Origin of the sequence: Pseudomonas sp. WMBT8 (assembly GCF_050916005.1) — a bacterium.
Lineage (GTDB): Bacteria > Pseudomonadota > Gammaproteobacteria > Pseudomonadales > Pseudomonadaceae > Aquipseudomonas.
This window is the reverse complement of record NZ_CP188096.1, coordinates 3,537,430-3,562,689: the sequence shown is the minus strand read 5'-3', so window position 1 is coordinate 3,562,689 and position 25,260 is coordinate 3,537,430. Positions and strand designations below refer to the sequence as shown.

Annotated in this window: 21 protein-coding genes, 1 tRNA gene and 2 pseudogenes; 20 read left to right on the top strand and 4 right to left on the bottom strand. The window is 56.7% G+C overall.

What is annotated here, in order from left to right:
- Positions 1-145: 145 nt before the first annotated feature.
- Positions 146-280, bottom strand: a complete 135-nt coding sequence (locus ACO77H_RS16355; RefSeq protein WP_262376865.1) for a hypothetical protein — start codon at positions 278-280, stop codon at positions 146-148.
- A 171-nt stretch (positions 281-451) separates the two neighbouring features.
- Here ACO77H_RS16355 and ACO77H_RS16350 point away from each other — a divergent pair, with 171 nt between their 5' ends.
- The gene (locus ACO77H_RS16350; RefSeq protein ID WP_432754284.1) at positions 452-901 is read left to right on the top strand and encodes a GNAT family N-acetyltransferase; all 450 of its coding nucleotides are present in this window, start codon (positions 452-454) and stop codon (positions 899-901) included.
- A gap of 36 nt (positions 902-937) precedes the next feature.
- On the opposite strand, the gene ACO77H_RS16345 is transcribed toward ACO77H_RS16350, so the two are convergent.
- Complete coding sequence (locus ACO77H_RS16345; protein WP_169956523.1) at positions 938-1,177, bottom strand: DNA-binding protein; 240 nt, start codon at positions 1,175-1,177, stop codon at positions 938-940.
- An 81-nt stretch (positions 1,178-1,258) separates the two neighbouring features.
- Here ACO77H_RS16345 and ACO77H_RS16340 point away from each other — a divergent pair, with 81 nt between their 5' ends.
- From ACO77H_RS16340 to ACO77H_RS16315, 6 genes and pseudogenes are all read left to right on the top strand, one after another.
- Complete coding sequence (locus ACO77H_RS16340) at positions 1,259-1,624, top strand: helix-turn-helix domain-containing protein (RefSeq protein ID WP_169956521.1); 366 nt, start codon at positions 1,259-1,261, stop codon at positions 1,622-1,624.
- Positions 1,625-1,775: 151 nt separating this feature from the next.
- Positions 1,776-2,417: a response regulator transcription factor GacA gene (gacA, locus tag ACO77H_RS16335; RefSeq protein WP_029293774.1), complete on the top strand. Its 642-nt coding sequence runs from the start codon at positions 1,776-1,778 to the stop codon at positions 2,415-2,417.
- A 16-nt stretch (positions 2,418-2,433) separates the two neighbouring features.
- Positions 2,434-4,257: an excinuclease ABC subunit UvrC gene (uvrC, locus tag ACO77H_RS16330; protein WP_169956616.1), complete on the top strand. Its 1,824-nt coding sequence runs from the start codon at positions 2,434-2,436 to the stop codon at positions 4,255-4,257.
- A gap of 32 nt (positions 4,258-4,289) precedes the next feature.
- Positions 4,290-4,850: a CDP-diacylglycerol--glycerol-3-phosphate 3-phosphatidyltransferase gene (gene pgsA, locus ACO77H_RS16325; protein WP_029293776.1), complete on the top strand. Its 561-nt coding sequence runs from the start codon at positions 4,290-4,292 to the stop codon at positions 4,848-4,850.
- A gap of 63 nt (positions 4,851-4,913) precedes the next feature.
- A tRNA-Gly gene (locus ACO77H_RS16320) sits at positions 4,914-4,989 on the top strand.
- Between the two features lie 229 nt (positions 4,990-5,218).
- Positions 5,219-5,464, top strand: a pseudogene (locus ACO77H_RS16315) (Arm DNA-binding domain-containing protein); the annotation flags it as partial.
- Between the two features lie 677 nt (positions 5,465-6,141).
- Here the strand turns inward: ACO77H_RS16315 and ACO77H_RS16310 are convergent.
- Positions 6,142-6,354 carry a YegP family protein gene (locus ACO77H_RS16310; RefSeq protein WP_170057149.1) on the bottom strand — a complete coding sequence of 71 codons (213 nt, stop codon included), beginning with the start codon at positions 6,352-6,354 and terminating at the stop codon, positions 6,142-6,144.
- A 249-nt stretch (positions 6,355-6,603) separates the two neighbouring features.
- A pseudogene (locus ACO77H_RS16305) lies at positions 6,604-7,746 on the bottom strand (IS3 family transposase).
- 322 nt (positions 7,747-8,068) lie between these two features.
- Between ACO77H_RS16305 and tssB the strand changes: the two are divergent.
- The 13 genes from tssB (at position 8,069) to ACO77H_RS16240 (ending at position 25,254) form a co-directional block, all read left to right on the top strand.
- Positions 8,069-8,563 carry a type VI secretion system contractile sheath small subunit gene (tssB, locus tag ACO77H_RS16300; RefSeq protein ID WP_432754283.1) on the top strand — a complete coding sequence of 165 codons (495 nt, stop codon included), beginning with the start codon at positions 8,069-8,071 and terminating at the stop codon, positions 8,561-8,563.
- Positions 8,564-8,605: 42 nt separating this feature from the next.
- Positions 8,606-10,144: a type VI secretion system contractile sheath large subunit gene (gene tssC, locus ACO77H_RS16295; RefSeq protein WP_170041189.1), complete on the top strand. Its 1,539-nt coding sequence runs from the start codon at positions 8,606-8,608 to the stop codon at positions 10,142-10,144.
- A gap of 23 nt (positions 10,145-10,167) precedes the next feature.
- Positions 10,168-11,523, top strand: a complete 1,356-nt coding sequence (gene tssK, locus ACO77H_RS16290) for a type VI secretion system baseplate subunit TssK (RefSeq protein ID WP_432754282.1) — start codon at positions 10,168-10,170, stop codon at positions 11,521-11,523.
- Complete coding sequence (gene tssL, locus ACO77H_RS16285) at positions 11,520-12,203, top strand: type VI secretion system protein TssL, short form (protein WP_432754281.1); 684 nt, start codon at positions 11,520-11,522, stop codon at positions 12,201-12,203. Before tssK ends, tssL begins: the two co-directional genes overlap by 4 nt.
- Before the next feature lie 7 nt (positions 12,204-12,210).
- On the top strand, positions 12,211-13,929 hold the full coding sequence (locus ACO77H_RS16280; protein ID WP_432754280.1) for an OmpA family protein: 1,719 nt from the start codon (positions 12,211-12,213) through the stop codon (positions 13,927-13,929).
- Positions 13,930-13,952: 23 nt separating this feature from the next.
- The gene (locus tag ACO77H_RS16275; RefSeq protein ID WP_065952232.1) at positions 13,953-14,444 is read left to right on the top strand and encodes an Hcp family type VI secretion system effector; all 492 of its coding nucleotides are present in this window, start codon (positions 13,953-13,955) and stop codon (positions 14,442-14,444) included.
- A gap of 155 nt (positions 14,445-14,599) precedes the next feature.
- A complete protein-coding gene (gene tssH, locus ACO77H_RS16270) occupies positions 14,600-17,269 on the top strand; it encodes a type VI secretion system ATPase TssH (RefSeq protein ID WP_432754279.1) in 2,670 nt (889 codons plus the stop codon).
- Positions 17,270-17,271: 2 nt separating this feature from the next.
- On the top strand, positions 17,272-19,650 hold the full coding sequence (locus ACO77H_RS16265) for a type VI secretion system Vgr family protein (protein ID WP_432754278.1): 2,379 nt from the start codon (positions 17,272-17,274) through the stop codon (positions 19,648-19,650).
- A 30-nt stretch (positions 19,651-19,680) separates the two neighbouring features.
- Positions 19,681-22,275 (top strand): hypothetical protein, encoded by a 2,595-nt coding sequence (locus ACO77H_RS16260; protein ID WP_432754277.1) that lies wholly within the window; start codon positions 19,681-19,683, stop codon positions 22,273-22,275.
- A 2-nt stretch (positions 22,276-22,277) separates the two neighbouring features.
- Positions 22,278-22,745 (top strand): hypothetical protein, encoded by a 468-nt coding sequence (locus tag ACO77H_RS16255; protein WP_432754276.1) that lies wholly within the window; start codon positions 22,278-22,280, stop codon positions 22,743-22,745.
- 311 nt (positions 22,746-23,056) lie between these two features.
- Positions 23,057-23,716, top strand: a complete 660-nt coding sequence (locus ACO77H_RS16250; protein WP_432754275.1) for a hypothetical protein — start codon at positions 23,057-23,059, stop codon at positions 23,714-23,716.
- Positions 23,717-23,755: 39 nt separating this feature from the next.
- The gene (locus ACO77H_RS16245) at positions 23,756-24,019 is read left to right on the top strand and encodes a PAAR domain-containing protein (RefSeq protein ID WP_432754274.1); all 264 of its coding nucleotides are present in this window, start codon (positions 23,756-23,758) and stop codon (positions 24,017-24,019) included.
- Positions 24,020-24,135: 116 nt separating this feature from the next.
- Positions 24,136-25,254, top strand: a complete 1,119-nt coding sequence (locus tag ACO77H_RS16240) for a hypothetical protein (RefSeq protein WP_262386241.1) — start codon at positions 24,136-24,138, stop codon at positions 25,252-25,254.
- The last annotated feature ends 6 nt before the right edge of the window (positions 25,255-25,260 follow it).

The window sequence follows — 25,260 nt, the reverse complement described above, 5'->3', positions numbered from 1 at the left end:
AGTTCATGGTGTGGTTTCCTTTAAGTTCGGTGTGTAGCAAAAAATGTTCAGGGCTGAAAAAACAAAACCCCCGGTCGGGGAGCCGACCGGGGGTTAGATTTCTCTGGCAGGCGACCCCTTGAGTAGTGGGCGCCGATTTCAGGTATCAGGCGCGCCAGTGGCTAAACCAATACCCAAAATAAAAGCTGGCCAGTGCGCTCAAACCGTTCACGCGGGTAGCCACGACCGAACGCTGTGCGTTGGCAGTAGGGCAAGCCTGGGTGAGGGTGAGTTGCAACATGGTGTTTCTCCAAATGATGGGGTGGAGCTTAACTGACGCAGGCTGCTGGATTCAATCAGTAATTTCTATCGCGAGGAGGGGCTTACCACTATGGCGGATGTCCCGATATGCTGGATGGATACTCACAATGATTGCCTGGACGCGACCTGTGACGCAATGGAGCCCACTGCTATGGCATTCACCCTCAAGGCAGCATCGGATCAACACCTGGCCTTTGCGCGCAGCCTGACGCACCAGGCGATGGGCCATTACTATCGGCAGTATGATCTGACATGGTCCGGCAAAGGCTTCGACACCGCCTGGGCCGGGCGGGAAAACTGGTTGATTTGCCAGGACGACAGGCTGGTAGGGTTCGTCAGCCTCAGCCGCGATGACAATGCGCTATACATTCGCGAACTGCACATTCTCGAGGCTTTTCGCCGCCAGGGCGCAGGCAGTTGGGTGCTGGAGCAGATGATCTGCAAGGCGCATGTCGAAAATCGGGGTTATCTGCGCTTGACGGTATTCAAGACCAATCCGGCTAGAAGGCTGTATCAGCGCCAGGGCCTGAGTATTGTCGGTGAAGAGGGGTGTTTCTGGCGCATGGAGTCCGTTTGTCTATCAGCGCAGTCGTCCCGGTAAACCTCGCGCTCGACTTGAATCGGTGCATACTGCTCTTTAGGAGCCAATCTCCTGATCATTGCCTGGGCTTTTTGCCTCGTTAAGGATGATCCCCTCTTTCATGCCCAAAAGGACCGCGACCTTATGGGCTTCTCCCCGCCGCCCCTTTTTACGCCCAGCGAGCACTTGATAGGTGGTCGCCGGATCCACGCCATGTTCCCTGGCGAATGCCTGGACCGATTTGCCTTGATGTTCCAGCCAGGCTTTGGCTTGTGCAGCGGTACGGATTCCGGGCATAGTTCAAAACCGTTCAAGTTTGTGTAAAACGAGATGACATCGTCACCTCTTGGGGTGTGCCAGAAAGGATATTACATCCAAATGAGTGGAATAGGTTCGCGCTTACGGCAAGAAAGAGAGCGACTTGGCTTGTCGCAAAAGGTTTTTGGTGAAATAGGAGGCGTGGAGGCTAACGCGCAAGGTAAATATGAAAGTGGTGGCCGCGCACCCAAGGCCGATTACTTATCCCGCGTCGCAGAAAAAGGTGTCGATATTCTGTTTGTTTTGACAGGTAGCCCAACTCCCATCCAGTTGGACAACCTGAGCCAGATCGAAGAAAAAGTCCTGGGCAACTACCGCGCGATGTTTAAAGAGGATCAGGATGCAATCCGCAGGCTGACCAGCACCTTGGCAGAGCATTGCTCTGTGGCAAACGGAAAATCCCGGCCGATCCCCAAGGAATCCTGACCTTTTGCCCAGGAAACAACCCCGCCTGCCGCTCGGCAGGCGTTCGTAGTGGATTGAAACTCTATATATATGACGCGTTCAGCTAGGTCTGTGCCGTGGTTTTTTGCTAAGGTGTCCGGCAACCTATAAGACCATTTCGCGAGGTGTCTGCTTGATTAGGGTGCTAGTAGTCGATGACCATGATCTCGTTCGTACAGGCATTACACGAATGCTGGCTGACATCGATGGCCTGCAAGTAGTCGGTCAGGCCGAGTCGGGGGAGGAATCCCTGATCAAAGCGCGTGAATTGAAACCCGATGTGGTCTTGATGGACGTCAAGATGCCGGGGATTGGCGGTCTTGGCGCGACCTGCAAGTTGCTGCGCAGTCATCCGGATATCAAGGTTGTCGTGGTTACGGTTTGTGAGGAAGACCCTTTTCCTACCAGGCTTCTGCAGGCAGGTGCAGCGGGTTACCTGACTAAAGGTGCGGGGCTCGCGGAGATGGTCCAGGCTATCCGCCTGGTATTTGCCGGTCAGCGCTACATCAGCCCGCAGATTGCCCAGCAATTGGCGATCAAGTCTTTCCAGCCGGTCAGCGATTCGCCGTTTGATGCCTTGTCCGAGCGCGAGATCCAGATCGCCCTGATGATTGTCGGTTGCCAGAAGGTCCAGTCGATTTCGGACAAGCTCTGCCTGTCGCCGAAAACCGTGAACACCTACCGTTATCGAATCTTCGAGAAGCTATCCATCAGCAGTGATGTTGAACTGACCTTGCTCGCGGTTCGCCACGGCATGGTGGACGCCAGCGCCTGAAATGCAAGCCACTGAAATAACCGCAGCGTTTGATCCCAGTGCATTTCTAGCGACCTGCAGTGGCCGGCCTGGCGTGTATCGCATGTTCGACAGCGAGGCGCGCCTGCTGTACGTCGGCAAGGCCAAGAACCTCAAGAAGCGCCTGGCCAGCTACTTTCGCAAGACCGGCCTGGCGCCGAAGACCGCAGCGCTGGTGGGGCGTATCGCCCAGGTCGAAACCACCATCACCGCCAATGAAACCGAGGCGTTGCTGCTTGAGCAGACGCTGATCAAGGAATGGCGGCCGCCCTACAATATTCTGTTGCGTGACGATAAGTCCTACCCGTACGTGTTTCTGTCGGACGGTGACTTTCCGCGCCTGAGCATCCATCGCGGGGCGAAGAAGCGCAAGGGCAAGTATTTTGGCCCGTACCCCAGCGCCGGGGCGATCCGCGAGAGCCTGAGCCTGCTGCAAAAGACCTTCTTCGTGCGTCAGTGCGAAGACAGCTTCTACAAGAACCGTACCCGCCCGTGCCTGCAATACCAGATCAAGCGCTGCAAGGCGCCTTGTGTCGGGCTGGTCGAGCCTAAGGAATATGCCGAAGACGTGCGTCACTCGGTGATGTTCCTCGAAGGGCGCAGCAATGCCCTGGCCGACGAACTGTCGGGGGCCATGGAGCAGGCGGCCAGCGTCCTGGATTTCGAACGGGCCGCCGAGCTGCGTGACCAGGTGTCGCTGTTGCGCCGGGTACAGGACCAGCAGAGCATGGAGGGCGGCACCGGTGACGTCGACGTGATTGCGGCCTTCGTCAACCCGGGCGGGGCCTGTGTGCACCTGATCAGCGTGCGTGGCGGTCGGGTGCTGGGCAGCAAGAACTTCTTTCCCCAGACGGGGATCGAGGAGGAGGTGGCCGAAGTCATGGCTGCGTTCCTCGGCCAGTATTACGTCAGCAGCCCCGAGCGCGACTTGCCGGGTGAATTGATCGTCAACGTGGTTCACGAAGACTTCCCCGCGCTGATCGATGCGATCCACGCCCTGCGTGGCCGCGAGCTAGACATCAGCCACCGGGTGCGCGGCACCCGTGCACGCTGGCAGCAATTGGCGGTGACCAACGCCGAACAGGCCCTGAGCGCGCGCCTGGCCAATCGCCAGCATGTGGCCGCGCGCTTTGAAGCGCTGGCCGACGTGCTCAAGCTCGACGAACCGCCGCAACGCCTTGAGTGCTACGACATCAGCCACTCCAGCGGCGAGGCGACCGTGGCGTCCTGCGTGGTCTTCGGTCCGGAAGGGCCGATCAAGTCCGACTATCGACGCTACAACATTGAAGGCGTCACCCCGGGTGATGACTATGCCGCCATGCACCAGGCCCTGACCCGGCGCTTCAGCAAACTCAAGGACGGCGAGGGCAAGCTGCCGGATATCCTGCTGGTAGACGGCGGCAAGGGCCAGTTGTCCATGGCCCGTGACGTGCTCAACGAACTGGCGGTGCCCGACCTGATTCTGCTCGGCGTGGCCAAGGGTGCGACGCGCAAGGCCGGTTTTGAAACGTTGTACTTGAATGATGCGGCCCATGAGTTCACCTTGAAGGGCGACTCACCGGCGCTGCACCTGATTCAGCAGATCCGCGATGAAGCCCACCGCTTTGCCATTACCGGCCACCGTGCCCGCCGTGGTAAGACCCGGCGCACCTCAACCCTGGAAGGGGTTGCGGGTGTAGGACCAAAGCGGCGGCGTGAACTGTTGAAACATTTCGGTGGATTGCAGGAATTGTCCCGTGCCAGCATTGAAGAAATAGCCAAAGCCCCTGGTATCAGTAAAAAGCTCGCTGAGTTGATTTATGCAAACCTACACAGCGAGTAGAATGCCCTCTCACCTCGTAGCCAGTTGTGCCGATGAATATCCCTAATCTGATCACCGTTCTACGCGTCCTGCTCATTCCGATTTTCATTTTGCTGTTTTACCTGCCCTATGAATGGAGCTACATGGCCTCCAGTTCGGTCTTTGCCTTCGCGGCCGCGACCGACTGGCTAGACGGCTACCTGGCACGACGCCTGGAGCAGAGCACGCCGTTTGGCGCGTTCCTCGACCCCGTAGCCGACAAGCTGATGGTCGCCGTGGCGCTGGTGCTGCTCGTACAAGAGCACGGCAACCTGTGGCTGACCCTGCCTGCCGCCGTGATCATCGGTCGTGAAATCGTCGTCTCGGCCTTGCGCGAATGGATGGCCGAAATCGGCGCACGCGCCCATGTGGCCGTGTCCAACATGGGCAAATGGAAAACCGCCGCGCAAATGCTGGCGCTGGTCATCCTGCTGGCCAACCCGTCGAATTTCACGTTCTGGGTACTACTGGGCTACGCCTTGCTGCTGATCGCCGCCGGCCTGACCTTGTGGTCCATGCTGCAATACCTGCGCGCCGCCTGGCCCCATCTGCGCACGACCGTGGAAAAGAAATAAAACTTTTTTGAATCAAGGGGTTGACGGGTGGTGAGGATTCTATAGAATGCGCATCACCAAGACGCGGGAATAGCTCAGTTGGTAGAGCACGACCTTGCCAAGGTCGGGGTCGCGAGTTCGAGTCTCGTTTCCCGCTCCAAATATCGATCTACAGGGTTCCATTGAAGTCTGTAGATCATTGAAAAAAGACGCTTAGGCGTCTTTTTTCGTTCCGTCAGTATCCATCGAAAGCCACGGGTATCCGGACGTGTTTAGTCCAGAATCTAGTCCATGAAAATGGCGGGCTTCGAGATCGGATTGTTGCAGGAGCCCAACGAGTCGTTTGCTGAACATCTAGCCCTGAATTCAACCTTCAGGAGGCTAGAAGCATGGCTCTTTCATATGCTGCCGTCCGGCAGGCCACGCCCACTGGCAAAGACTACACCCTCGGCGATATTGACGGCCTGTCCTTGGCGGTGACAGCCTCGGGCGGGCGCTCGTGGCACTTCCGTTACTGCTGGAACGGCAAGCAAAAACGCATGTCGCTGGACACCTATCCGCAGGTCAGTTTGCGTGATGCGCGTTCCCTTCAGGACGAAGCGGGCAAATTATTGGCTCAAGGGGTCAATCCCCAGGCGCGTCCTTAGGCAGTTACTGGATCAGCAGTTCGGCGGTGGCGGTCTCGCGCACGCGCATCATGATCAGGCTGTTGAAGTTGCCCAGGCGCGCTTCGATGTAGCTGAGGGTCTGCAAGGTCGGGGCCGTGGAAGCAGCGCGTGGCTTGGCAGCTCGAGGACGCGGTTTGGTCGCGGCAGATTTGGCGGTTGAACCAAGGCGTCGAGAGTAGGACGGGTTATCAGTCTTCTATTGCACTGTCCGTAAAGAAGGCAAAAGTAGAAAGGGATGTTCGGAATAGAGATCGCCCACCAGGAGGGGCGGTGATTAATCGTGGGCAAATACTCCGTAGATCACCTGCACCACGATTCCCGGATTTGGGTGGCTGTCGTCATCCACCGTCGACGCAGCGTTTGAGGTGATGATCAGCGCATGGGTGTCATTGAACAGACAAGGTCGACGTTCGAGTTGCTCGTCATCCAGGTGCTGCTGCGCCGTAGCCTTGAAGATCTGGGCTACCTAGGCGGGTGCGGAACGAGTCGGTAGTGCTGGGCGCTAGCCTGGAGAGGATGGTGGGTGGCGGGGCAGCGTCAATCGGCAACGGGCGCAGCCCCTTATAGGCGGGTGTTGATCGTCTGGATCAAGCGTGGAGGTGATTCGAGATAGCACTATGCAGTGCTGCACGGGCCGAAGCTGATTACTGTGTACGTAACCGCATGAAGGAATCGTCGCCAATAACCCGGGTGGCGAAGTCCTGTGTTTTCACTAATTCAATAGAGTGTTCGCAGTCCTTGAGGTTGTGGTAACTCTCGGAACTGACGGCGATGATCTTTGCGTTTTTAGCGATGAATCGCCAACGCCATTCGTTTTTGATGTCTTTGTATACGTAAAAGTGGGCAGACTCTGCCATATGCTTCTCCTCGGACGTCGATACTTATGTAGCGGGCGTTTAAGGCTATCAATCATGCCGAGAGAGCGTCTATAAACATAGAGATTCGAGTTGCGTCGCAATGTGTCGAAGATTGCAAATTACGTTCGACCTAGCGGACGTAGGCGTGTTGATTTTGATATGGTGTTTGACTTTGTATCGTTAACGTTGATGAAGGAATCGTAAATGGATCTTCGAGTATGGCAGGCTGTACGAATCGCTCAGGATTCTCTAGACACCTTGCAAGCTGATTGAGTAACGCTTTTCAAACTCTACCGGTGAAAGTTGATTGTTGAAACCATGGCGGCGTTTTACGTTGTAGAATATTCCGATGTAATCGAATACATCACTACTGGCATCTTCCCGCGTGGTGTAGATTCTCCGCTTGACCCGTTCCCGCTATAGAAGTTGGAAAAAGCTCTCGGTCACGGCGTTATCATGGCAGTTGCCTCAGTGGCTCATGCTGGCAACCAAATTGTTTGCCTTCAAAAAGCTGCGCCAATCGGAACTGCTGTACTGGGCCTTGGTCGGAATGAACCATCACCTCTTGTTTCGGTTTACGCGTCCAAACCGCCATCAACAACACATAAATCGCCAAATCACGGGTCATCTGCGACTTCATTGGCCAGCCTACAACCTGGCGAGAAAACAGATCCAGCACCACCGCCAAATACAACCAGCCTTCATCCGTACGAATGTAGGTAATGTCGGTGACCCAAACCTTGTTGGGTCCCACGACGTCGAACTGGCGCTTCGGCAAATTGGGTGAGGCGACCGCTGGCTTACCGCCGTACTTTCCAGGGCGGCGTCGATAACCTGTCTGAGAACGCAGACCTTCAAGACGCATCCGCCTCGCCACACGATGACGACCACAATCCTCATCGCGCAGATCGTCATGGATTTTGCGATAGTCGTAAACGCCGCCGCTCTCCAGTCGGGAATGCTTGATCAACCCTAGAAGTCGTTGTTCGTGTTGGACGCATACAGATTGCGGCTCAGACAGCCACGCGTAATAACCGCTGGGATGGGCTTTCAGCGTGATGCAAAGCCGTCGAATCGAATAGTCGCCAGCGTGCTGCTTGATAAAGGCGTACTTCAGACGCACTCCTTGGCAAAGTACGCTGCGGCCTTTTTTGATATGCCTCGATCTTCAGTGACGCGCTTGAGTTCCGCTCGCAGACGACGCAGTTCAGCGTGCTGATCATCGTCCTGCTGCCGTTCTTCTTGAGGTTTGCTGTAGCGCTTTATCCAGGCATAGAGGCTATGCGTCGACACGCCAAGACGGCCCGCTACCTCCGCGATAGGCAGCTTCTTTTCGGTCACTTGATTGACTGCTTGGATTTTGAATTCTTCGGGGTAACGCGGGTTGCTCATGGCATCTCCCAATTGGCTTCAGTTTAAGGCAAAGAGGTGTCTACGAGACCCGGAGCGATTCAGTTCATGTAGGAAAGCTCGCCAATTCGTTGTCGAAAGTTCCCTCTAGGGCTTTGAGGGCTGGTCAAGGTTGATTGGGATACTTCATTGTAATGAGGAAGGAAATAAGTACATCGTACGTAGCACTTTTTGATCTCATGAAATGGAGTTTATGTACTGCGACCGGTGGATGCGCTGGCGAGTAGGCTGGAGGTATAGGCTCCAGTCTTACTTTATTTACGGCAGCAACTGCTGTTAAAAAAGTGTCTGGAGAGGTGGGATCATGGCTTCAAAAAGTTTTCAGAGTGAAGTGCCCAAGGCGCGAGTCAACATCAAGCTTGATTTGCATACTGGTGGTGCCCAGAAGAAAGTCGAGTTGCCGCTCAAGCTGATGATCATGGGTGATTACAGCAATGGCAAGGAGCAACGCCCGCTCTCTGAGCGAGGCAAGGTCAACATCAATAAAAACAACTTCGACAATGTTCTGGGTGAGTTTTCGCCTAGCGTGAAACTCGCAGTCGATAACACATTGGCCGGCGATGCGTCTGACACCTCCGTCGAGTTGAATTTCCAGAGCATGAAGGACTTCGAGCCCGAGCAGGTAGCGAGGCAGATTCCGCAACTGCGCGCCTTGTTGGCCATGCGCAACCTGTTGCGTGACCTCAAATCGAACCTGTTGGATAACGTGACCTTTCGTCATGAGCTGGAGCGCATCCTTAAGGATGACGCACTCAGTGATGAACTTCGAGCCGAGCTGGCTGCTCTGGCGCCCAAGTAAGAACGTTAATTCATATCGGTAGTTTTAAAAGGAAGTTCCATCATGCCTGCAGAAAATTCCAGCGTGCAATCGCACGGCGCTACAGTATTGTCTGAACATAACAATGGTGTTTATGCCACCTTGTTTAACAAGATCAACTTAAGCCCAGTTACTGAGTTGGGAGGTATCGAAGTTTTCCAGAATTCTGAGGCGCTGTCTGAGGTCTCGGCTGATGAGCGGGTAACGGCCGCCGTGAATGTCTTTTTAAAGTTGATTAAGCAATCTACACAAAAAGTCGAGCGGCTGGACAAGATTCTGCTGGACGAGCACATCGCTTTGCTGGATATGCAGATCAGTCGCCAACTTGACGTGGTCATGCACCATCCTGACTTTCAACGCGTTGAGTCAACGTGGCGTGGCGTGAAATCGCTGATCGACCAGACAGACTTCCGTCAGAACGTTCGTATAGAACTGTTGGATATCAGCAAGGATCACCTGGTGCAGGATTTCGAGGATGCTCCGGAAATCGCCCAGAGTGGTTTGTATCTGCATACTTATACTCAGGAATATGATACCCCGGGGGGTGAGCCGATTGCCTCGGCCATCTCCAACTACGAATTCGACCGCAGTCCTCAGGACATTGCCTTGTTGCGCAATATTTCAAAAGTGGCCGCCGCTGCGCATATGCCGTTTGTGGGTTCCGTAGGCCCGGCCTTCTTTGGCAAAGATTCTATGGAAGAGGTCGCCGCGATAAAAGACATCGGCAACTACTTTGACCGTGCCGAATACATCAAGTGGAAGGCATTGCGTGACAGTGATGATGCACGCTATATCGGCTTGGTCATGCCACGCGTTCTGGGTCGGCTGCCCTATGGGCCCGACACCGTTCCCGTACGCAGCTTCAATTACATCGAAAGCGTAAAAGGGCCAGATCACGACAAGTACCTGTGGACCAATGCGTCGTTTGCCTTTGCCGCCAACATGGTCAAGAGCTTCGTCACCAATGGCTGGTGCGTGCAGATTCGTGGGCCGCAATCGGGCGGTGCCGTCACTGAGTTGCCGATCCACCTGTACGACTTGGGCACTGGCAATCAGGTCAAGATCCCTTCCGAAGTGATGATCCCGGAAACGCGCGAGTTTGAATTTGCCAATCTCGGTTTCATCCCACTTTCGTACTACAAGAACCGCGACTATGCGTGCTTCTTCTCGGCTAATTCTGCGCAAAAGCCCGCGTTGTACGACACGGCCGACGCCACCGCCAACAGCCGCATCAACGCGCGCCTGCCTTACATCTTCCTGCTGTCTCGCATAGCCCACTATCTGAAGCTGATCCAGCGCGAAAACATCGGCACCACCAAGGATCGTCGCCTGCTGGAGCTTGAGCTGAACAAATGGATCGGCGGGCTGGTGACTGAAATGACTGATCCGGGCGATGACCTGCAAGCCTCGCACCCGCTGAGGGATGCGAAGGTGACGGTTGAAGACATTGAGGATAACCCCGGCTTCTTCCGTATCAAGTTGTACGCCGTGCCGCACTTCCAAGTCGAGGGCATGGACGTGAATCTGTCACTGGTTTCGCAGATGCCCAAGGCCAAAGCCTAATTCAGTCGTAGGGAAACGATGTCATGAAGATCGATCGCCCTCTATGGGCCGCCGGGGCGTTGCTGTGTCCGCAGCAATTCCAGCAGCAGGCGCGCTGGGAGGCTTGGACTAACGAGCGGCTCGCTCAACTGACCCTGGCGCACCCTTGGGGTGTCCAGGCCGTTGAGTTTGACCCGCAGGCTTTACGACTGGGCAAACTCAAGGCGACTCGACTGCGCGTGCGAATGCCGGATGGTACGTGGATTGACACTGAGCAGGTGGACCGCCTGCCTCCTGCCTTGGAGCTGGCGCAGTTACTGGCTGACGATGATCAGGAAGCGTTGTTGCATTTGGCCTTGCCGCTGGAGCAGGCCAACGGCAACAACTGCTTGTTTGAGGGTGGCAGAGTTGATCGACCGATGCGCTATCGCCAGTCGTGGCGCGAGGTGCAGGACATTTATGCCGACGAGGTGCAGTCGATCAGTGTGCTGGAGCACGCGCTTAGCCTGCGTCTGCATCGCGATGACAACGCTGATTACCTGACCTGCCCGGTCGCGCGTCTGGTGCGTGATGGGCAGGGCGCCTGGAGCCTGGATCCTGCCTATGTGCCGCCGCTATTGAGCTTCGCTGCCCATGCAGGGTTGTTGAACCAGTTGGACAACCTGTTGACGCAGCTATCGGCCAAGCGGCAACGGCTGATGGGCATGCGCCGCGAAAGCAATCAGCGCATGGCCGACTTTGCTGTGGCTGATGTATCGCTGTTCTGGTTGCTCAATGCCTTGAATACCTATCAGCCGGTACTGGCGGATCTTCAGGCGTTTCCCGCACGGCACCCCGAGCAGGTCTATCAGCAACTGATAAAGCTGGCCGGCAGTCTGCTGACGTTCTCATTGGAGCACGATATCGACAAGATTCCAGCTTACCGGCACGAGTCCTTGGAGACGGTGTTCCCACCATTGATGCACACCATTTCCCTGTTGCTGGAAGCCAGCCTGCCGTCGCGGGTCATTGCTTTGGAGCTGGAGGAGCATGGCGCCAATCGCTGGCAGGTCACGTTGAACGACCCTCGGCTGCGCGAGCGTGATGGTGCTGATTTCTATCTGTCGGTGCGCTGCCGACTACCGGCGGCGCAGCTGCAGGACCAGTTCCCACGTCTGTGCAAGATCGGTACGCCGGACGAGGTCAATTACCTGGTCAACGCGGCGCTCGACGGTATTCCGCTGCAATCCCTCAGCCATGTACCGGCGGCGATTCCATTGCGTCTGGAAAACCAGTATTTCGCGCTGGACCTTGATCATTCAAAGGGGCAGGCGGTGCTGGACGAGGGGGTATGCGCTTTCTATGTGCCAAGCACCTTGGCCGACGTGAAACTTGAACTGTTTGCGGTGCTGCGCTCATGAACCTGACGGCTTCCAAAGAACACCCCGCAGTGGCTGTGGATATTGATGCGCTGTTGCAGGACACCTACCTGTTGGTGGTCGAGTTGCGCCAGGGCGCCTCCGTGCCGCGCAGCCAGGACCTGTCGCAACTTTGTGTTGAGCAGGTTGAACACGTTCGGCAGCAGTTGAAACTGGCGGGCCTGAGCCAACGCAGCATAGAGCACATCAGTCATGCTCAGTGCGCGTTGCTCGATGAAACCGTACTCACTTGCGCCGAAGGTGACGCGCACGCCTCCTGGGCCAGCGAACCGTTGCAGACCAAGTTCTTTAATCGCCATCAGGCGGGCGAGTTTCTGTACGAGGACATGCGCGACGTCTTGCGCGAGCCTGCGCCCGATCGGCAGGTGCTGACGGCCTTTCAACGGGTACTGATGTTGGGGTTTCGTGGGCGCTATCGTGATCTGAGTGATCCCGAGCGTGAGCAGTTATTGGTTGACCTCAGTGCACGGATCACTCCACTTCGGGTCAGTCAAAGCCTGATAACCCAGGCGAACGGCAGTGAGCTGTTCGCAGGCCTGGCTTGGCTGCGCTCACCTCTGGTCCATGTAGTGGCCGTGGGGATGTTGCTTGCGGCCACATGGTGGGGAATGGATCACCTATTGAGCGGCGCAATTGCCTCGCTCTTGCCTGATCAGGCGTGAGGGCCAGATGACCTTCAACCTGTATCGAATACTTTACCTGTGGGCAGGGGCACTGGTCCTGGCTTTGCTGGCCATCATTCCGCTCGCGATATGGGTACGTGCCCTCGGCGTGTTGATAGCCGTGTGTTGTGTTGCGTGGGCCTGGGTATCGCTGCGTCACCGTGTCGAACGGCAGCGCGGGTCGGTACGCCTGGCCGATAACATGGCCCTGCCTGCGGCGTCGTTCCGTCACCCCGTCGTGCTGGTTTGCGGTGATGGCCTGGAGGGCCTATTCGGTATTGTTCCAGCCGAGCATTTGGCCCTGCGTGTCACCGAGCAAGGTTGCTATGTGCGCGTGCCCAGCCTGAAGCAGCTGCCGGTCGTCACCGATAGCGTCCTGGCCTTGCGCCCAGGCTGGGGAGGGCAACTTGGCGTGATGTTCACCGTCAACCCCGGCGCGCATAGCGATGGCGCCGTACTCGCCGGTCAAGTGCGTGCCTTCAATCACCAGGTGGCCTTGGCACGCAAGCGCGGCATTGCGCTGCCGCTGTTGCTGGTGAGCTACCTGCAATCCTTGCAGGGCGAGGAGCCTTGGTTCAGTTGGAACAACGGCCAGGCCGAGGCCCGTGTGCGTGATGCGGGGGCCTGCGTCAGTTTGGATGAGTGGCAGCAGCAAATCACTGGCTCGTCCATACAGGCGGCTCGGATGCACGCGAGTGTGCAGCTGAACAGCGTTGTGGCCTGGCTGCATGACGCCGTGCTGCCACACCTCGGCACTCGCAGCTCTCCAAGTTTGGCAACTATCTGCGCAGTCAAGTTGGTGCCGGCATTGCCTTATGCCGTGAAAGGGAGCCTGTGGCAGCAATGGTTACGCAGCAAAGTGGCGCTGATTGACAACAGGCCGGTGGTGACGGATGCGGTCTTGCCGTTCCCGGACGCGTTGCTCAGCCTGTTCCCGCTCGGTCCGCTGCGCTCCCCGGTACATCGCGCAAGCATTGCAGCAGTGTGGTTATTCGCCGTCGCAGGTGTAGTCGCACTCGCAAGCTCAGCGTGGCAGAACACCTTGTTGGTGCGTCAGGTCAGTGACGATCTACGGCGTTATGCGGCCATTCCACAGCCGACTCAGCGTGAGCAGCGCGGGTTTCTTTGGCGTGAAGACGCGGTGACCGTCCTTCGCCAGGATGCCCAGCGCCTGGACGCTTACTACCGGCACGGCGTGCCCTTGGCATTCGGCCTGGGCCTGTACCGCGGCGAACGCCTGCGCGCCCCGTTGCTGGCAGTGCTGGCCGCGCATGTTGAGCCACCGTCGACCACACCGCCCACGCGAATTGCCAACCCCGTACGGCTGGACAGCCTGTCGCTATTCGCTACCGGCAGTGCCCAGCTCAAGCCGGATTCGACCAAAGTCCTGATCAATGCGCTGGTCGGCATCAAGGCGCAGCCAGGCTGGCTGATCGTGATCGCCGGGCATACCGACGCTACCGGCGACTCACATAATAACCTTCGGCTATCTCACGCCCGCGCCGCCGCCGTGCATGCCTGGATGCAGCAGATGGGCGGCATGCCCGACAGCTGTTTTGCGGTGCAGGGCTTCGGCGCCAGCCAGCCGATCGCCAGTAACGACACCGAAGCGGGGCGTGCAGCCAATCGCCGCGTAGATATCCGTCTGGTACCGGAGGCAGGGGCGTGTGTGCTCTCTACCGCGGAGCCGGACAGGCAACCCCCTGTCGTATCCCGCGACAGTTAAATTTCCAAGAAAAGGAGCTTCACATGGCAATTCCCGTTTACCTCTGGCTGCAAGACGACGGCGGCGCAAGCATCAAAGGTTCGGTGGACGTGCAAAAGCGCGAAGGCAGCATCGAAGTGGTTGCCCAGGACCACAGCCTGTACATCCCCACCGACAACAACACCGGCAAGTTGACCGGGACGCGCGTACATACCCCGTTTCTGTTTTCCAAGGAAATCGATTCGTCCAGCCCTTACCTTTACAAGGCCGTGACCACCGGGCAAACCCTCAAGAGTGCTGAGTTCAAGTGGTATCGCATCGACGACGCCGGGGAAGAAGTCGAGTATTTCATCACCAAACTGGAAAACGTCAAGGTGGTGAAAGTCGCACCGAAAATGCACGACGTCAAAGACCCAGCCAAAGAGAAGCACAACCACCTGGAGCAGGTCGAGTTGCGTTACGAAAAGGTCACCTGGACCTACAAGGACGGCAACATCATCCACTCCGATTCGTGGAACGAACGCCAAAGCGCGTGATAAGCACGGAGCCGCAGGCGTGCTTTCGCCTGCTGGCTGCCGGTGTGCTGGGTTGAGCGTCCGTTCGCGGGCGCTCAGCCAAACACATCGAGTTGCACAACCCCGGCTGGTTTTATCGACGACACACCCAGATCCCCGCACAAGGATGTAACCGTATGGCACCCAATTCCACTCGCTTGCTTCGCCGCCTCAACCCCTACTGCGCCCAGGCATTGAGTGCAGCGGCCTCGCTGTGCCAAAACCGTGCGCACGCACAGATCACCATTGAACACTGGCTGCTCAAGTTGCTGGGGCAGGGAGACGGTGACCTGACCGTGATCGCGCGTCGTTACGAATGGAATATGGAGACGCTGTGGTACGGGTTGCTTGAACACATTGATCAACTACCTCGCAGCGTGCAGAGCAAGCCACAACTGTCGGAGCCATTGCAGCAACTGATCAAAAACGCCTGGTTGCGGGCCTCGCTGGACGACAACAACGACAGCTTGCGTTCCGTACACCTGCTGAGCGCGTTGATGGAAACGCCCAGCTTGTTGGTGTGTGAAGCCGCATGGCCACTGCTCAGCCTCAGTGAGGCTCAGTTGCAGCGCCTCTTGGTGCTGTTGGATCAATCGTCCGAGGAACGCCCTGAAGTGCAGGGGGCAGTCGAGCCAAGTGATCCCGAAATGTCTTCAGGTGAGCTCGCAATACTCCCACCCAGCGCAACGAAAAAAGTGGAGGCGTTGCAGGCGGTGCTGGACAGGTTCACCCACGACCTCACTGCCAAGGCAGCACAAGGGCAGATCGACCCGGTGTTTGGCCGTGACGACGAAATCCGCCAGGTCATCGACATCCTCAGCCGCCGTCGCAAGAACAACCCGATTCTGGTGGGCGAACCCGGTGTCGGCAAGACCGCACTGGTCGAAGGCCTGGCGTTGAGCATCGCCCACGGTATGGTGCCCGACAGTCTCAAATCAGTCAGTGTGCGCACCCTTGACCTTGGCTTATTGCAAGCTGGCGCAGGCGTCAAAGGCGAGTTTGAACAACGGCTGAAAAACGTGATCGACGCGGTGCAACAGTCTGAACAACCGGTGCTGTTGTTCATTGACGAAGCCCACACCCTGATCGGTGCCGGCAACCAGGCTGGCGGCGCCGACGCGGCCAATTTGCTCAAGCCCGCCTTGGCCCGAGGTGAGTTGCGCACCATCGCTGCGACCACCTGGAGCGAGTACAAACAGTACTTCGAGCGCGATGCCGCCTTGGAAAGGCGCTTCCAGATGGTCAAGGTCGATGAGCCGGATGATGCCAACGCCAGCCTGATGTTGCGTGGCCTCAAAGGGCGCTACGCCACTCATCATGGCGTGCACATTCAGGATGCGGCCGTGCAGGCTGCGGTCAGCCTGTCGCGCCGCTACCTCACCGGTCGCCAGTTGCCCGATAAAGCGGTCGACCTGCTGGACACCGCCAGCGCCCGAGTGCGCATGAGCCTGGACTGCGAACCGCAGGCGTTGATCCGCCTGAGTGCCCGGCAAGTGGCCTTGGAGCTGGAGGGCCAGGCGCTGGAACAGGATCAGCGCCTTGGCGGGCATGGTGCCAATGAACGCCTGGCGGTGATTGCCGCCCAACACGCCGAGCTGCAACGCCAATACATCGACCTGGAGCAGCAATATCGGCAAGAACTTGACCTGACCCAGCAACTGATCGATGCGCGTCAAGCGCAACCGTTGCAGCGGGAGGCCTGCGCGCAGCTGCAACGGCAGTTGAGCGATGTCCAGGGCAATCAACCCCTGCTGTCTCTGGACGTCGAGGCACGTAGCGTAGCGGAAGTCATTGCCGATTGGACCGGGGTGCCGCTGGGCAGTTTGCTCAAGGACGAACAGGCGAACCTGATGATGCTGGAGCAGCAACTGGGCGAGCGTGTCATCGGGCAAGCACTGGCCTTGAGCGCTATGGCCCAGCGCTTGCGCGCGGCCAAAACTGGCCTCACCGATGACAAGGCGCCGCTGGGCGTGTTCCTGCTGGTCGGCACCAGCGGCGTGGGCAAAACCGAAACCGCCCTGGCCCTGGCCGACAGCCTGTTCGGCGGCGAAAAATCACTGATCACCCTCAACTTTTCCGAGTACCAGGAAGCCCACACCGTCAGCCAACTCAAAGGCTCACCGCCCGGATACGTCGGTTACGGCCAGGGTGGTGTGCTAACCGAAGCCGTGCGCCAACGGCCCTACAGCGTCGTGCTGCTCGACGAGGTGGAAAAGGCTCATCGCGACGTGCTCAATCTGTTCTACCAGGTCTTTGATCGCGGCTTCATGCGCGATGGCGAAGGGCGCGAGATCGACTTTCGCAACACCGTCATCCTCATGACCTCCAACCTCGGCAGCGACCTGCTGCAAACCTGTGTGCAGGAACAACCTGACGCACCGGACAGCGTGCTGCATGAACTGCTGCGCCCCATCCTGCGTGAGCACTTCCAGCCCGCATTGCTGGCACGCTTTCAGACCCTGATCTATCGCCCGCTGCAGGCCGATGCACTCAAGCGCATCGTGGCGATCAAGCTGGCCCAGGTCGCCAAGCGCCTGCAGCGCCATTACGGCCTGGACTGTCAGATTGACGACGCCCTGAATGACGCGCTGGTTGCCGCCTGCCTGCTGCCCGATTCAGGCGCACGCAACATCGACAGCCTGCTCAACGAGCAAATCCTGCCGGTGCTTAGCCAGCAATTGCTGGAGCGCCGCGCGGCGCAGCAACGTACCCACGGCGTGCGCCTCGGCTATAGCGACGACGAAGGCATCAGCCTGCAATTCACCGATGTTCAAGACACGGCTCAGCCCGTTGCGCTGGAGGTGTGAGCATGCTTGATGGATTGCAAAACTTCTTCGACCATAGCCGGCATACGCTGAGTGTGCGCAACGTTGAGGCCCGGCTCGATGTGCTGGCCTTTGAGGGCCAAGAACAGCTGAGCCAACCCTTCATCTATCGCGTGGAATTCACCAGCACCGAGCGCGACCTGGCTGCGGAACGTATGCTCGGCCAGGATGCCAGCTTCAGCCTGCACGCCGCACCGCAAAAGCTGCCGGTCGCCGGGCTCAGCGCACCGGAGGTAAAACCGTTGCGCACCCTGCAGGGCGTGGTCGCCGGCTTCAAGCGCCAGTCCGGCTCCAACGACCAGGCCACCTATGAAATCACCCTACAGCCACGACTGGCCTTGCTCGGTCGTGGCCGGCAGTTCCGCATCTACCAGCACCAATCGGTGCCGGAAATCGTCGAAAGTATTCTGCGTAACCGCCACGGCTTGGAAGGTCAGGACTTTCTGTTCAGCCTCAAACGCGACTACCCCAAGCGCGAACAGGTCCTGCAATACGGCGAAAGCGACCTGGTCTTTATTGCCCGCCTGCTGGCCGAGGTCGGCATCTGGTACCGCTTCACCAGCGACGAGCGTTTGGGCATCGATGTGGTCGAGTTTTGCGACGATCAACGCCACTATCAGTTCGACATCGAGCTGCCCCTTCGCCCGCAATCCGGGCTGGGGAGCAGCGGCCAGGATGCGGTGTGGCAACTGCAATCGAGCCACGAAGTGGTCGAGCAGCAGGTGTATTTTCGGGCTTACCACCACCGCGGTGTCGGCGCCCACCTGAGTGGTGAAATCGACCAGAGCCGGGGCGCGACCACCACCTACGGCGAGGCCTACCACTACGCCGAACCCTACCGCGTACTCGGCGATGCGCAGTCCCAGGACGAAGACCTGGAAGGCGAAAGCGGCTACTTCTATGCCCGCCTGCGCCACGAACGCTACCTGAACGGGCAGACCCAACTCAGCGGTATCAGCAGCAGCGTCACCCTGGCCCCGGGCCAAGTGCTCGAAGTCTCCGGCGGCGCGCCCCAGGCCTTTACGCCGGGCGCGGTGATCACCGGCCTGACCACCAAGGCCGCCCGCGACCAAAGCTTTGAGGCCACCTTCCAAGCCATGCCCTATTCAGAAACGGTGTGCTTTCGCCCCGAACTGAAGGACAAACCGCAGATCGCCGGCACCGTCCCGGCCCGCATCACCAGCCCACAGGCCAACGACCCCTACGCCCATATCGACCTGGAAGGGCGCTACCGGGTGAACTTCCTGTTTGATCGCGACAGCTGGAAGGCTGGTGAGGAAAGCGTTTGGCTACGCCTGGCCCGGCCCTACGCCGGCGACACCCATGGCCTGCATTTACCGCTGATTGCCGGCACCGAGGTAGCAATCGCTTTCGAGCAAGGCGACCCGGATCGCCCCTACATCGCCCATGCCCTTCATGACAGCCAGCATGTGGACCACGTTACCCTGCGCAACGATAAGCGCAACGTGCTGCGCACCCCGGCCAACAACAAGCTGCGCATGGACGACACCCGCGGGCAGGAGCACCTCAAACTCAGCACCGAACACAGCGGCAAGAGCCAGCTCAACCTCGGCCATCTCGTCGATGCCGAGCGCCAGCCTCGCGGGGAGGGCGCGGAATTGCGTACCGATGGGCATGCCGCGATCCGTGGTGGCAAAGGTCTGTTTATCAGTGCCGACGCCCAGCGCCGCGCGCAAGGGCCGATGCTGGAGATGAACGCCGCGGTGGGCCGGTTGCAGCAGGCCGGTGAGCAGTTGCAGGCGCTCTCGGTGGATGCCGAAGCCAGCCATGCCGATCCGGCGGATGTGCAGGCGCAACTGAACCTGCTGCAGCAAAACCTAGAACAGCTCAAATCGGCGGTGCTGCTGCTCAGCGCCCCCCAGGGCATCGCGCTGACCAGCGGCCAGCATCTGCAACTGGCCGCTGAGCACAACCTGATGTTGAACGCCGGCGGGCAAGCCGATATCAGTGTGGTCAAGCGCCTGTTCATGGGGGTTGGGCAGGGGCTGAGTGTGTTCGTGCGCAAGCTGGGCATCAAGCTGATTGCCAACCAAGGGCCGGTGAGCATCCAGGTACAGAACGACAAACTGGAGTTGATCGCACGCCATGGGCTGGAGATCAGCAGTACAGAGGACGAGATCCGCATTACGGCCAAGAAGAAAATCATCCTTAATGCGGGTGGCAGCTACATCACCTTGGACCCGTTCAGCATCGAGTCGGGCACCGAAGGGGATTACATCGTCAAGTCGGCGAGCTACGAGTACGTAGTGGGGGCTGCCAAACAAGTAGCGCAGATGCCACAACTTCCCCCGGTGACTGAGTATGACGCTGACTCTTTGAGTTCGACGGTTTTCTCAGGATGACTTCTTTTCGTGACCAGGAGGGAGCGCACCATGGTTGATGGTGTTTTCAAACGGCTTGCCAATATATTTAGCCCCAGTGATTCGAAATCGGAGGGTTCGCAGGAGCCGCTCTATTTGACGCCGGATGGAAAGCGGCTCCGAAATATGGGGCCAGTGACTGCCAAGTTGCGACCTGCGGCAATAAAAAATTGGAGTCACCCCTTCAAGGATAAGAGCACTCCACTACAGCAACTAACGCAGTTGGCCAATGCGGCGGCGGGTTCATATCCACTGGGAGTGGGTGGGCTTTGGCATGGCGGCGTGCATTTTGATAACGGCACTGGAGTTCCGAAGGATGCAAGTGTGCACTGTCTGGCCGATGGCGAGGTGCTGGCTTACCGTATTGATAAGAACTCAGCAAGAACAGTTTATATCGTCAATAAACTGCATGTGATGAAGCCTTACTCCCGTAACTTTGTGTTGGTTCGTCACCGTCTTGAGCCACCAGCGATTGAGGGAGAGCCGAAGTCTCCTCCCAGTCTATTTTTCTACAGTTTGTACATGCACCTGCAAGACGGGACGGCCTACGAAGGCGATTTAACCATCGCCCGGCCAGCTTTTTGGCCGGAGAGTACAGTTCGTCTCGTCCCGGAGACCGCGAAAGATGTTCGCACCGGGCCTCCCGAGCAGCACGGCGTGAATGTGCGTAATCGGTCGCACCAAGGCAAAGTACTCGATCTTCTGCCGCGAGGAGCAGAAGTGATAGTCAGCGGCGAAGGTGATTTCCGGAAACTGGAAAATTCTGTAGGGCCAAGTTACCTACAGAACCAAGGTGGCTCGTTACTTGGGTATCTTGATTTCGACCGCCTGGAGTCGATTGAGGGGGGGGAGTATCGCCTCAAGAATGACCTGAACGTCCATGTTGACGCGACGGCTCAAAGTAAAACCATTGGTCAAAAGTTACCGGCCGGAACGCAAGTCAAGGTCAGCGGTGAGGGCAAATTTCGAAAGCTGGAGCACGTCACTCAGTACGTCTATTTTAAGTCGTTACAAAGTCTGCGTACCCCCCAATATGACCGCGTGAATGTGCTTGATGAGCCGATTCCGATCAAGGCCGGAGAGCTAATCGGTCACATCGGGTGGTACCAGGACTATGCCGCTGATAAGCCCGAAAAGAAGCTGCATCTCGAGGTGTTTAGCGAAGAGGATATGGAGAAATTCATCAAGGATTGCCAATGTTGGGCGAAGAATCTGCCCGACACGAGTAAAACTTGGTTGAAGCTTGTCAAGGGCACTCCTGTGGTGGCCCATCAAGACCATTTCAGCACCAAACAACTACCCACCTTAAGTACGGCCGACGCAGTAAGCGGTGCGGATTTATTGATCCCAAAAAGCCTACTTGATAGCTTGCCTACTGCAGAAAAAATTACAGTACCTGCAACTGCAGGGCACAAGGCTTACAACTGGTATCGCCTTAATCAGCTTCTCAACGATGCCGACAACAAGCTATTGAGCGGCTGGGTGCGCGAGGAAGTGGGCATTACCCCGTGGGTCAGTCCATGGGAATGGCAAGGCTATGCTGTCATCACGGACTATACCTCTGCTCCTGCCTTTATGGCGGCGTTCCTTCGATCACTTAAGCGTTTCACGGATCAGCAACTCCAACGCTATTGCGCGTTAGCTGATGCCGGGGACTCAGGGCCGCTAAAGGAGCGGCTATACGACATCATTGATCGTGATGGCAATAAGAAAATGACCGCTGAGGAAATACAAGCGGCAATTCGAATACCTGCTCAGGCCCAATCAATCTCGCAGCTAATTATATGTTGCGAAAGTGAGTGGTATTACAAGCCGCAGAAGTGGGATGGGTTGGATGAGATGTTTGGTCACGGCGGCTCGACTCCGCATACTAATTGGCTGGCGGAGAAGGAACGGATCAAACAGCTGAGTTGGTGGGAGGAAGTGGCGGAGAAAGTTGGTTTGCCGGCTGATGGGAAGGTGTATCACTTACATGCTATCGGCTTGGTGGGGAATTTTTATGCAGCAGTGGAGCAGGAGCGGCTGACCGTGCGAAGTGGGCAAGTTACATTTGATGCTGAGGGTAATGATTTGGCTGATAGTTTATATTTTAGCCGGAAATTGCATTGGCCTGCGGGTAAGTCGGGGGTTACACTCGGGCGTGGTTATGATATGCGACATCGAACTAGGCCTCAAGTTTATTCACAGCTAATTGAGGCTGGTTTTGATAGTGCGGCTGCGGAAAATTTTTCTTTAGGTGCGACACTTTCTGGGCCAAGTGCTCAAGCTTTTGTGAAGCAGAATCGCGATGTTTTTGGGGCGATTTCTCATCAGGAGCAAATAGTTCTGTTTGAGGAGGTTTTGTACCCTGCATACGAGGCTGCGGCCGTACGTAGATATGAATCAGTGGCAGTTCAAAATTCGCCAAAATGGAATGAATTGAATGAAAGGATTAGAGACGTTGCGGTGGATTTTACATATCATCAAGGAAGTATATGGTCTAGGCAGTTGCCTTATATTTCAGGAAATGATCCGGAGTCGCTGGCACGTTATATTGAGGAGACTCCGGAGTTGGCGCAGTACGAAAAGGGGCGACAAAGAGCTCGTTATCTAAGGGGAGGCAAATAGAAATGAAAAGTGGATGGTCTTTTTTCTTAACCTGCGTTCTCGTTGTCGTCTTTACTTCGGCTAAAGCGGGGGGCGGGGGTGATCCAAAAGCTGGCCTAGATATTACTTGGGCTGGTGAATATTCTAAGGATAGCAGTTTTTGCACTTATGTCGGGTCGGAAGAGAGTTGCTCGAATAGCTTTAGAGATACCTTAAAAGTCAGGAAGAATTCGTCTGGTTATTTTGTTGAGCTTTATAGTACTCAAGCCGACCAGCATGTTTGTTCTTTTGCTTTTCAGATGGCTGTTAAAGGTGGTGCGTTAGAGTATGATTCAAAGTTTGGCCTGGTGCTTATAGAAAAAAAATACGATCTATTGAAAGTGTCTTCGGGTGGCGTTGATCCGACCGCGCTTGGGTTGGGAGTATGTGGGGCTCATGCGGATATTGATGGTCTGGAATTTCCAATTTCCAGCCGGGTTGCGGGCCATTGAATTGGTGTAAATGAATGGTTATATTAATTTGGCTAGTGCCTTTGAGAGTGTCTGGCGTTCTCGTTAAAAACGGAGCTTTCTTTTTTGCAATGCTTTGGGCTGGCCCAATATGGGCAATGCCGGAAGATATTTGTGATGGCGGACTCGTGTTGTTTTAGTGCCAAGTTGGCGGTGAAGGTAGTTTGGCGCTATGTCAAAGCTATGTTGATGGGGTGTTGGCTGGAGGTATCCGTATTTGGCTAGTATTGGTGAGTATTCGACCAGGCGAGATAATAAAAATTTTCATCTTGTAGCAGATATAAGAGGAAGGCATGTCTGTGATATATAACGCTTTAGGGTTGATTGTATCTTCTGTGCTTTTCGGGACGGTGCCATTGGCAGTGTGGGCGCAGGAGCCTCATGTTTTAGATATTGAGGGTGAGGCTGTTTGTAATTTTTCAGGTGAGTGCTCTATGGATGTCGGCAGTGAAGGGAAGAATATCTTAGCGGCATGCGAGGCTCCGCGAGCATCCATATCTTGGAATCGCAAGGAAAAAGGTGTGTTTCTAATCGCGTGCGACTGTAAGTGTACTTCTCATGATAATACCGGTTGGTTGATTGGCGGGGCATCCGTGACCGGCGAGCGTGAAATCCAAAGGTTGTATCTTGGGAAGGAATTCACCGTAGAGGCATTGGGGAAAGATCCATCCAGTATTTCTGACATAATGGCTTCGCATCCTTTGTGTGAGAAAGTTGATGTTGTTAAATTGCGTGAAAGTGCATTTGTAACATTGCTAAAGCAGCCTACAAACAACCAGTCCGCCCCATATTGTTTTTTGCCCGCCTATATCATGAATTATAGGGGTTCTATGAAAATAAAAACGAATGATGTTGGAAGTCAATTCGGTAAACTTCTTCGCGTGGAAGATCTGGATTCAATTTCGCGCTCTGAGCTTCTGGAGTTCGTGGATGGGATCTGGATTAGTAAATAAATTTGTTTGGCTGATTAGTATTTTACATAGGAGTAATGCATGAAAGGAATCATCCGCATAGGCGACAAAACAACCGGCGAAGGCGAAGTCCTCTCCGGTTCCATCACCATGAAATTCGGCGGTATCGGCGTCGCCCGTGAAGGTGACCCCGTGGACTGCCCAATCCCAGGCCATGGCCGTACTGAAATTTCCGAGGGCCACCTGGTCTTCCGTGACAACGGCATCCCGATAGCCTTTGAAGGGCACGCCTGTGCGTGTGGCTGTACGTTGATTTCATCGCTGCCCGTTGCAGGTGCCAGCTAACCATGCCGGTCAGGATGGATCAGGTGCCGGCCCTGGCGCTTCGGCCGGCCCGTCCTCGTATGTGGCGGTGGCTTGGTCTGTTGGTGCTCGTCCTGTTGTTGGGAGGAGGGGGTGCGTTGCTGTTCAGTACTGCACCGGTAAGCCAGCAGCCGCCTATGTTCTGGGGATTGGCCTTGGGCATCCCGTTTCTGGGCTGGTGTGTGCTGAGTTCCGCAAGGGTGCTCTTGTATCTCGGCCAGCAACACGCGGCAGATGGTTGGGATGAGGCCCGTGAGCATGATTTGGTGCAGAGAGTTCGCCAAGGGCGGCGCTCACTGGAGGTATTGAGCGCAAGCCTGCATACCGCCTTGCGCAAACCGGACGAAAGCCCTGCAGCACAGATGGATGCGTTGCTCGGGAGTATCAAAGCCCTAAAGGCGCAACCCGCCCGATGGGATAGCGTAACGCTACGTCATAGCCGTTTGGCTGGCGATGTAAATGAAGACCCCGAGCCTGCATTGCTGCGCACGCTGGGGCAGTTGTTTACCGAGCTGGCGCCGTCATTGAAGCAGTTGCCTGATGAAACGCCGCTGGCAGTGTTGCTGGAGGTCGAGAGCGGCTTGCTGGATCGCGCATGGGACCGTGTATGGCAACAGGCTTTGCGTAAGTCGGGTATCCGTCAAACGCTCGTCGTCTTGGAGGGATGTGGTTTGCCCGCGCTGGACCAGTGGCTCGATGAGTGTCGCGACGATCAGGCACTGCTGCTGGTGATTGCAGTGCACTTCGCACCGAAGCAGCCCGAAGCAACAGGTGAGGTGTTAGTGGGGTTGCTGCTTGGCAACCGTTTGACGCAAACGACTTTGCCTCCTGTGGCTGTTCTGCATCGCCCGGAGCTTGAACAGCAACCATCGACTGAAGCGTTGCACTACGCCGTGACGCAAGCCTTGAACTGGGGACCGGTGGATGCGAAATCGGTGCGCCATGTTTGGCGGGCAGGAATAGATGCTCAACGTCATGCGGCGATAAACGCCGTACTGGGTGAGGCGCCCATGTCGGTGACGCGTGACCAAGGAATCCAGGACTTGGACATATCGCTGGGCTACTCAGGCAAAGCCGCACCGTGGCTGGCCATTGCCGCTGCAACACAAACCATGCAGGGCGGCGCTGGGCCGCAGTTTATTTTCAGCGGGAGCGGCTGCACTGATGCAGGGCTCTGGAGCACAGCGATGACGCCTGTGCTGCCGCTTTCGAAATAGGGATCT

Excerpts from the sequence above, each read along its gene's own strand:
- ACO77H_RS16355 (WP_262376865.1), bottom strand. The coding sequence starts at position 280 with ATGTTGCAACTCACCCTCACCCAGGCTTGCCCTACTGCCAACGCACAG.
- ACO77H_RS16350 (WP_432754284.1), top strand. The coding sequence starts at position 452 with ATGGCATTCACCCTCAAGGCAGCATCGGATCAACACCTGGCCTTTGCG.
- ACO77H_RS16345 (WP_169956523.1), bottom strand. The coding sequence starts at position 1,177 with ATGCCCGGAATCCGTACCGCTGCACAAGCCAAAGCCTGGCTGGAACAT.
- ACO77H_RS16340 (WP_169956521.1), top strand. The coding sequence starts at position 1,259 with ATGAGTGGAATAGGTTCGCGCTTACGGCAAGAAAGAGAGCGACTTGGC.
- pgsA (WP_029293776.1), top strand. The coding sequence starts at position 4,290 with ATGAATATCCCTAATCTGATCACCGTTCTACGCGTCCTGCTCATTCCG.
- ACO77H_RS16310 (WP_170057149.1), bottom strand. The coding sequence starts at position 6,354 with ATGGCAGAGTCTGCCCACTTTTACGTATACAAAGACATCAAAAACGAA.
- tssB (WP_432754283.1), top strand. The coding sequence starts at position 8,069 with ATGGCTTCAAAAAGTTTTCAGAGTGAAGTGCCCAAGGCGCGAGTCAAC.
- tssC (WP_170041189.1), top strand. The coding sequence starts at position 8,606 with ATGCCTGCAGAAAATTCCAGCGTGCAATCGCACGGCGCTACAGTATTG.
- tssK (WP_432754282.1), top strand. The coding sequence starts at position 10,168 with ATGAAGATCGATCGCCCTCTATGGGCCGCCGGGGCGTTGCTGTGTCCG.
- tssL (WP_432754281.1), top strand. The coding sequence starts at position 11,520 with ATGAACCTGACGGCTTCCAAAGAACACCCCGCAGTGGCTGTGGATATT.
- ACO77H_RS16280 (WP_432754280.1), top strand. The coding sequence starts at position 12,211 with ATGACCTTCAACCTGTATCGAATACTTTACCTGTGGGCAGGGGCACTG.
- ACO77H_RS16275 (WP_065952232.1), top strand. The coding sequence starts at position 13,953 with ATGGCAATTCCCGTTTACCTCTGGCTGCAAGACGACGGCGGCGCAAGC.
- tssH (WP_432754279.1), top strand. The coding sequence starts at position 14,600 with ATGGCACCCAATTCCACTCGCTTGCTTCGCCGCCTCAACCCCTACTGC.
- ACO77H_RS16265 (WP_432754278.1), top strand. The coding sequence starts at position 17,272 with ATGCTTGATGGATTGCAAAACTTCTTCGACCATAGCCGGCATACGCTG.
- ACO77H_RS16260 (WP_432754277.1), top strand. The coding sequence starts at position 19,681 with ATGGTTGATGGTGTTTTCAAACGGCTTGCCAATATATTTAGCCCCAGT.
- ACO77H_RS16255 (WP_432754276.1), top strand. The coding sequence starts at position 22,278 with ATGAAAAGTGGATGGTCTTTTTTCTTAACCTGCGTTCTCGTTGTCGTC.
- ACO77H_RS16250 (WP_432754275.1), top strand. The coding sequence starts at position 23,057 with ATGTCTGTGATATATAACGCTTTAGGGTTGATTGTATCTTCTGTGCTT.
- ACO77H_RS16245 (WP_432754274.1), top strand. The coding sequence starts at position 23,756 with ATGAAAGGAATCATCCGCATAGGCGACAAAACAACCGGCGAAGGCGAA.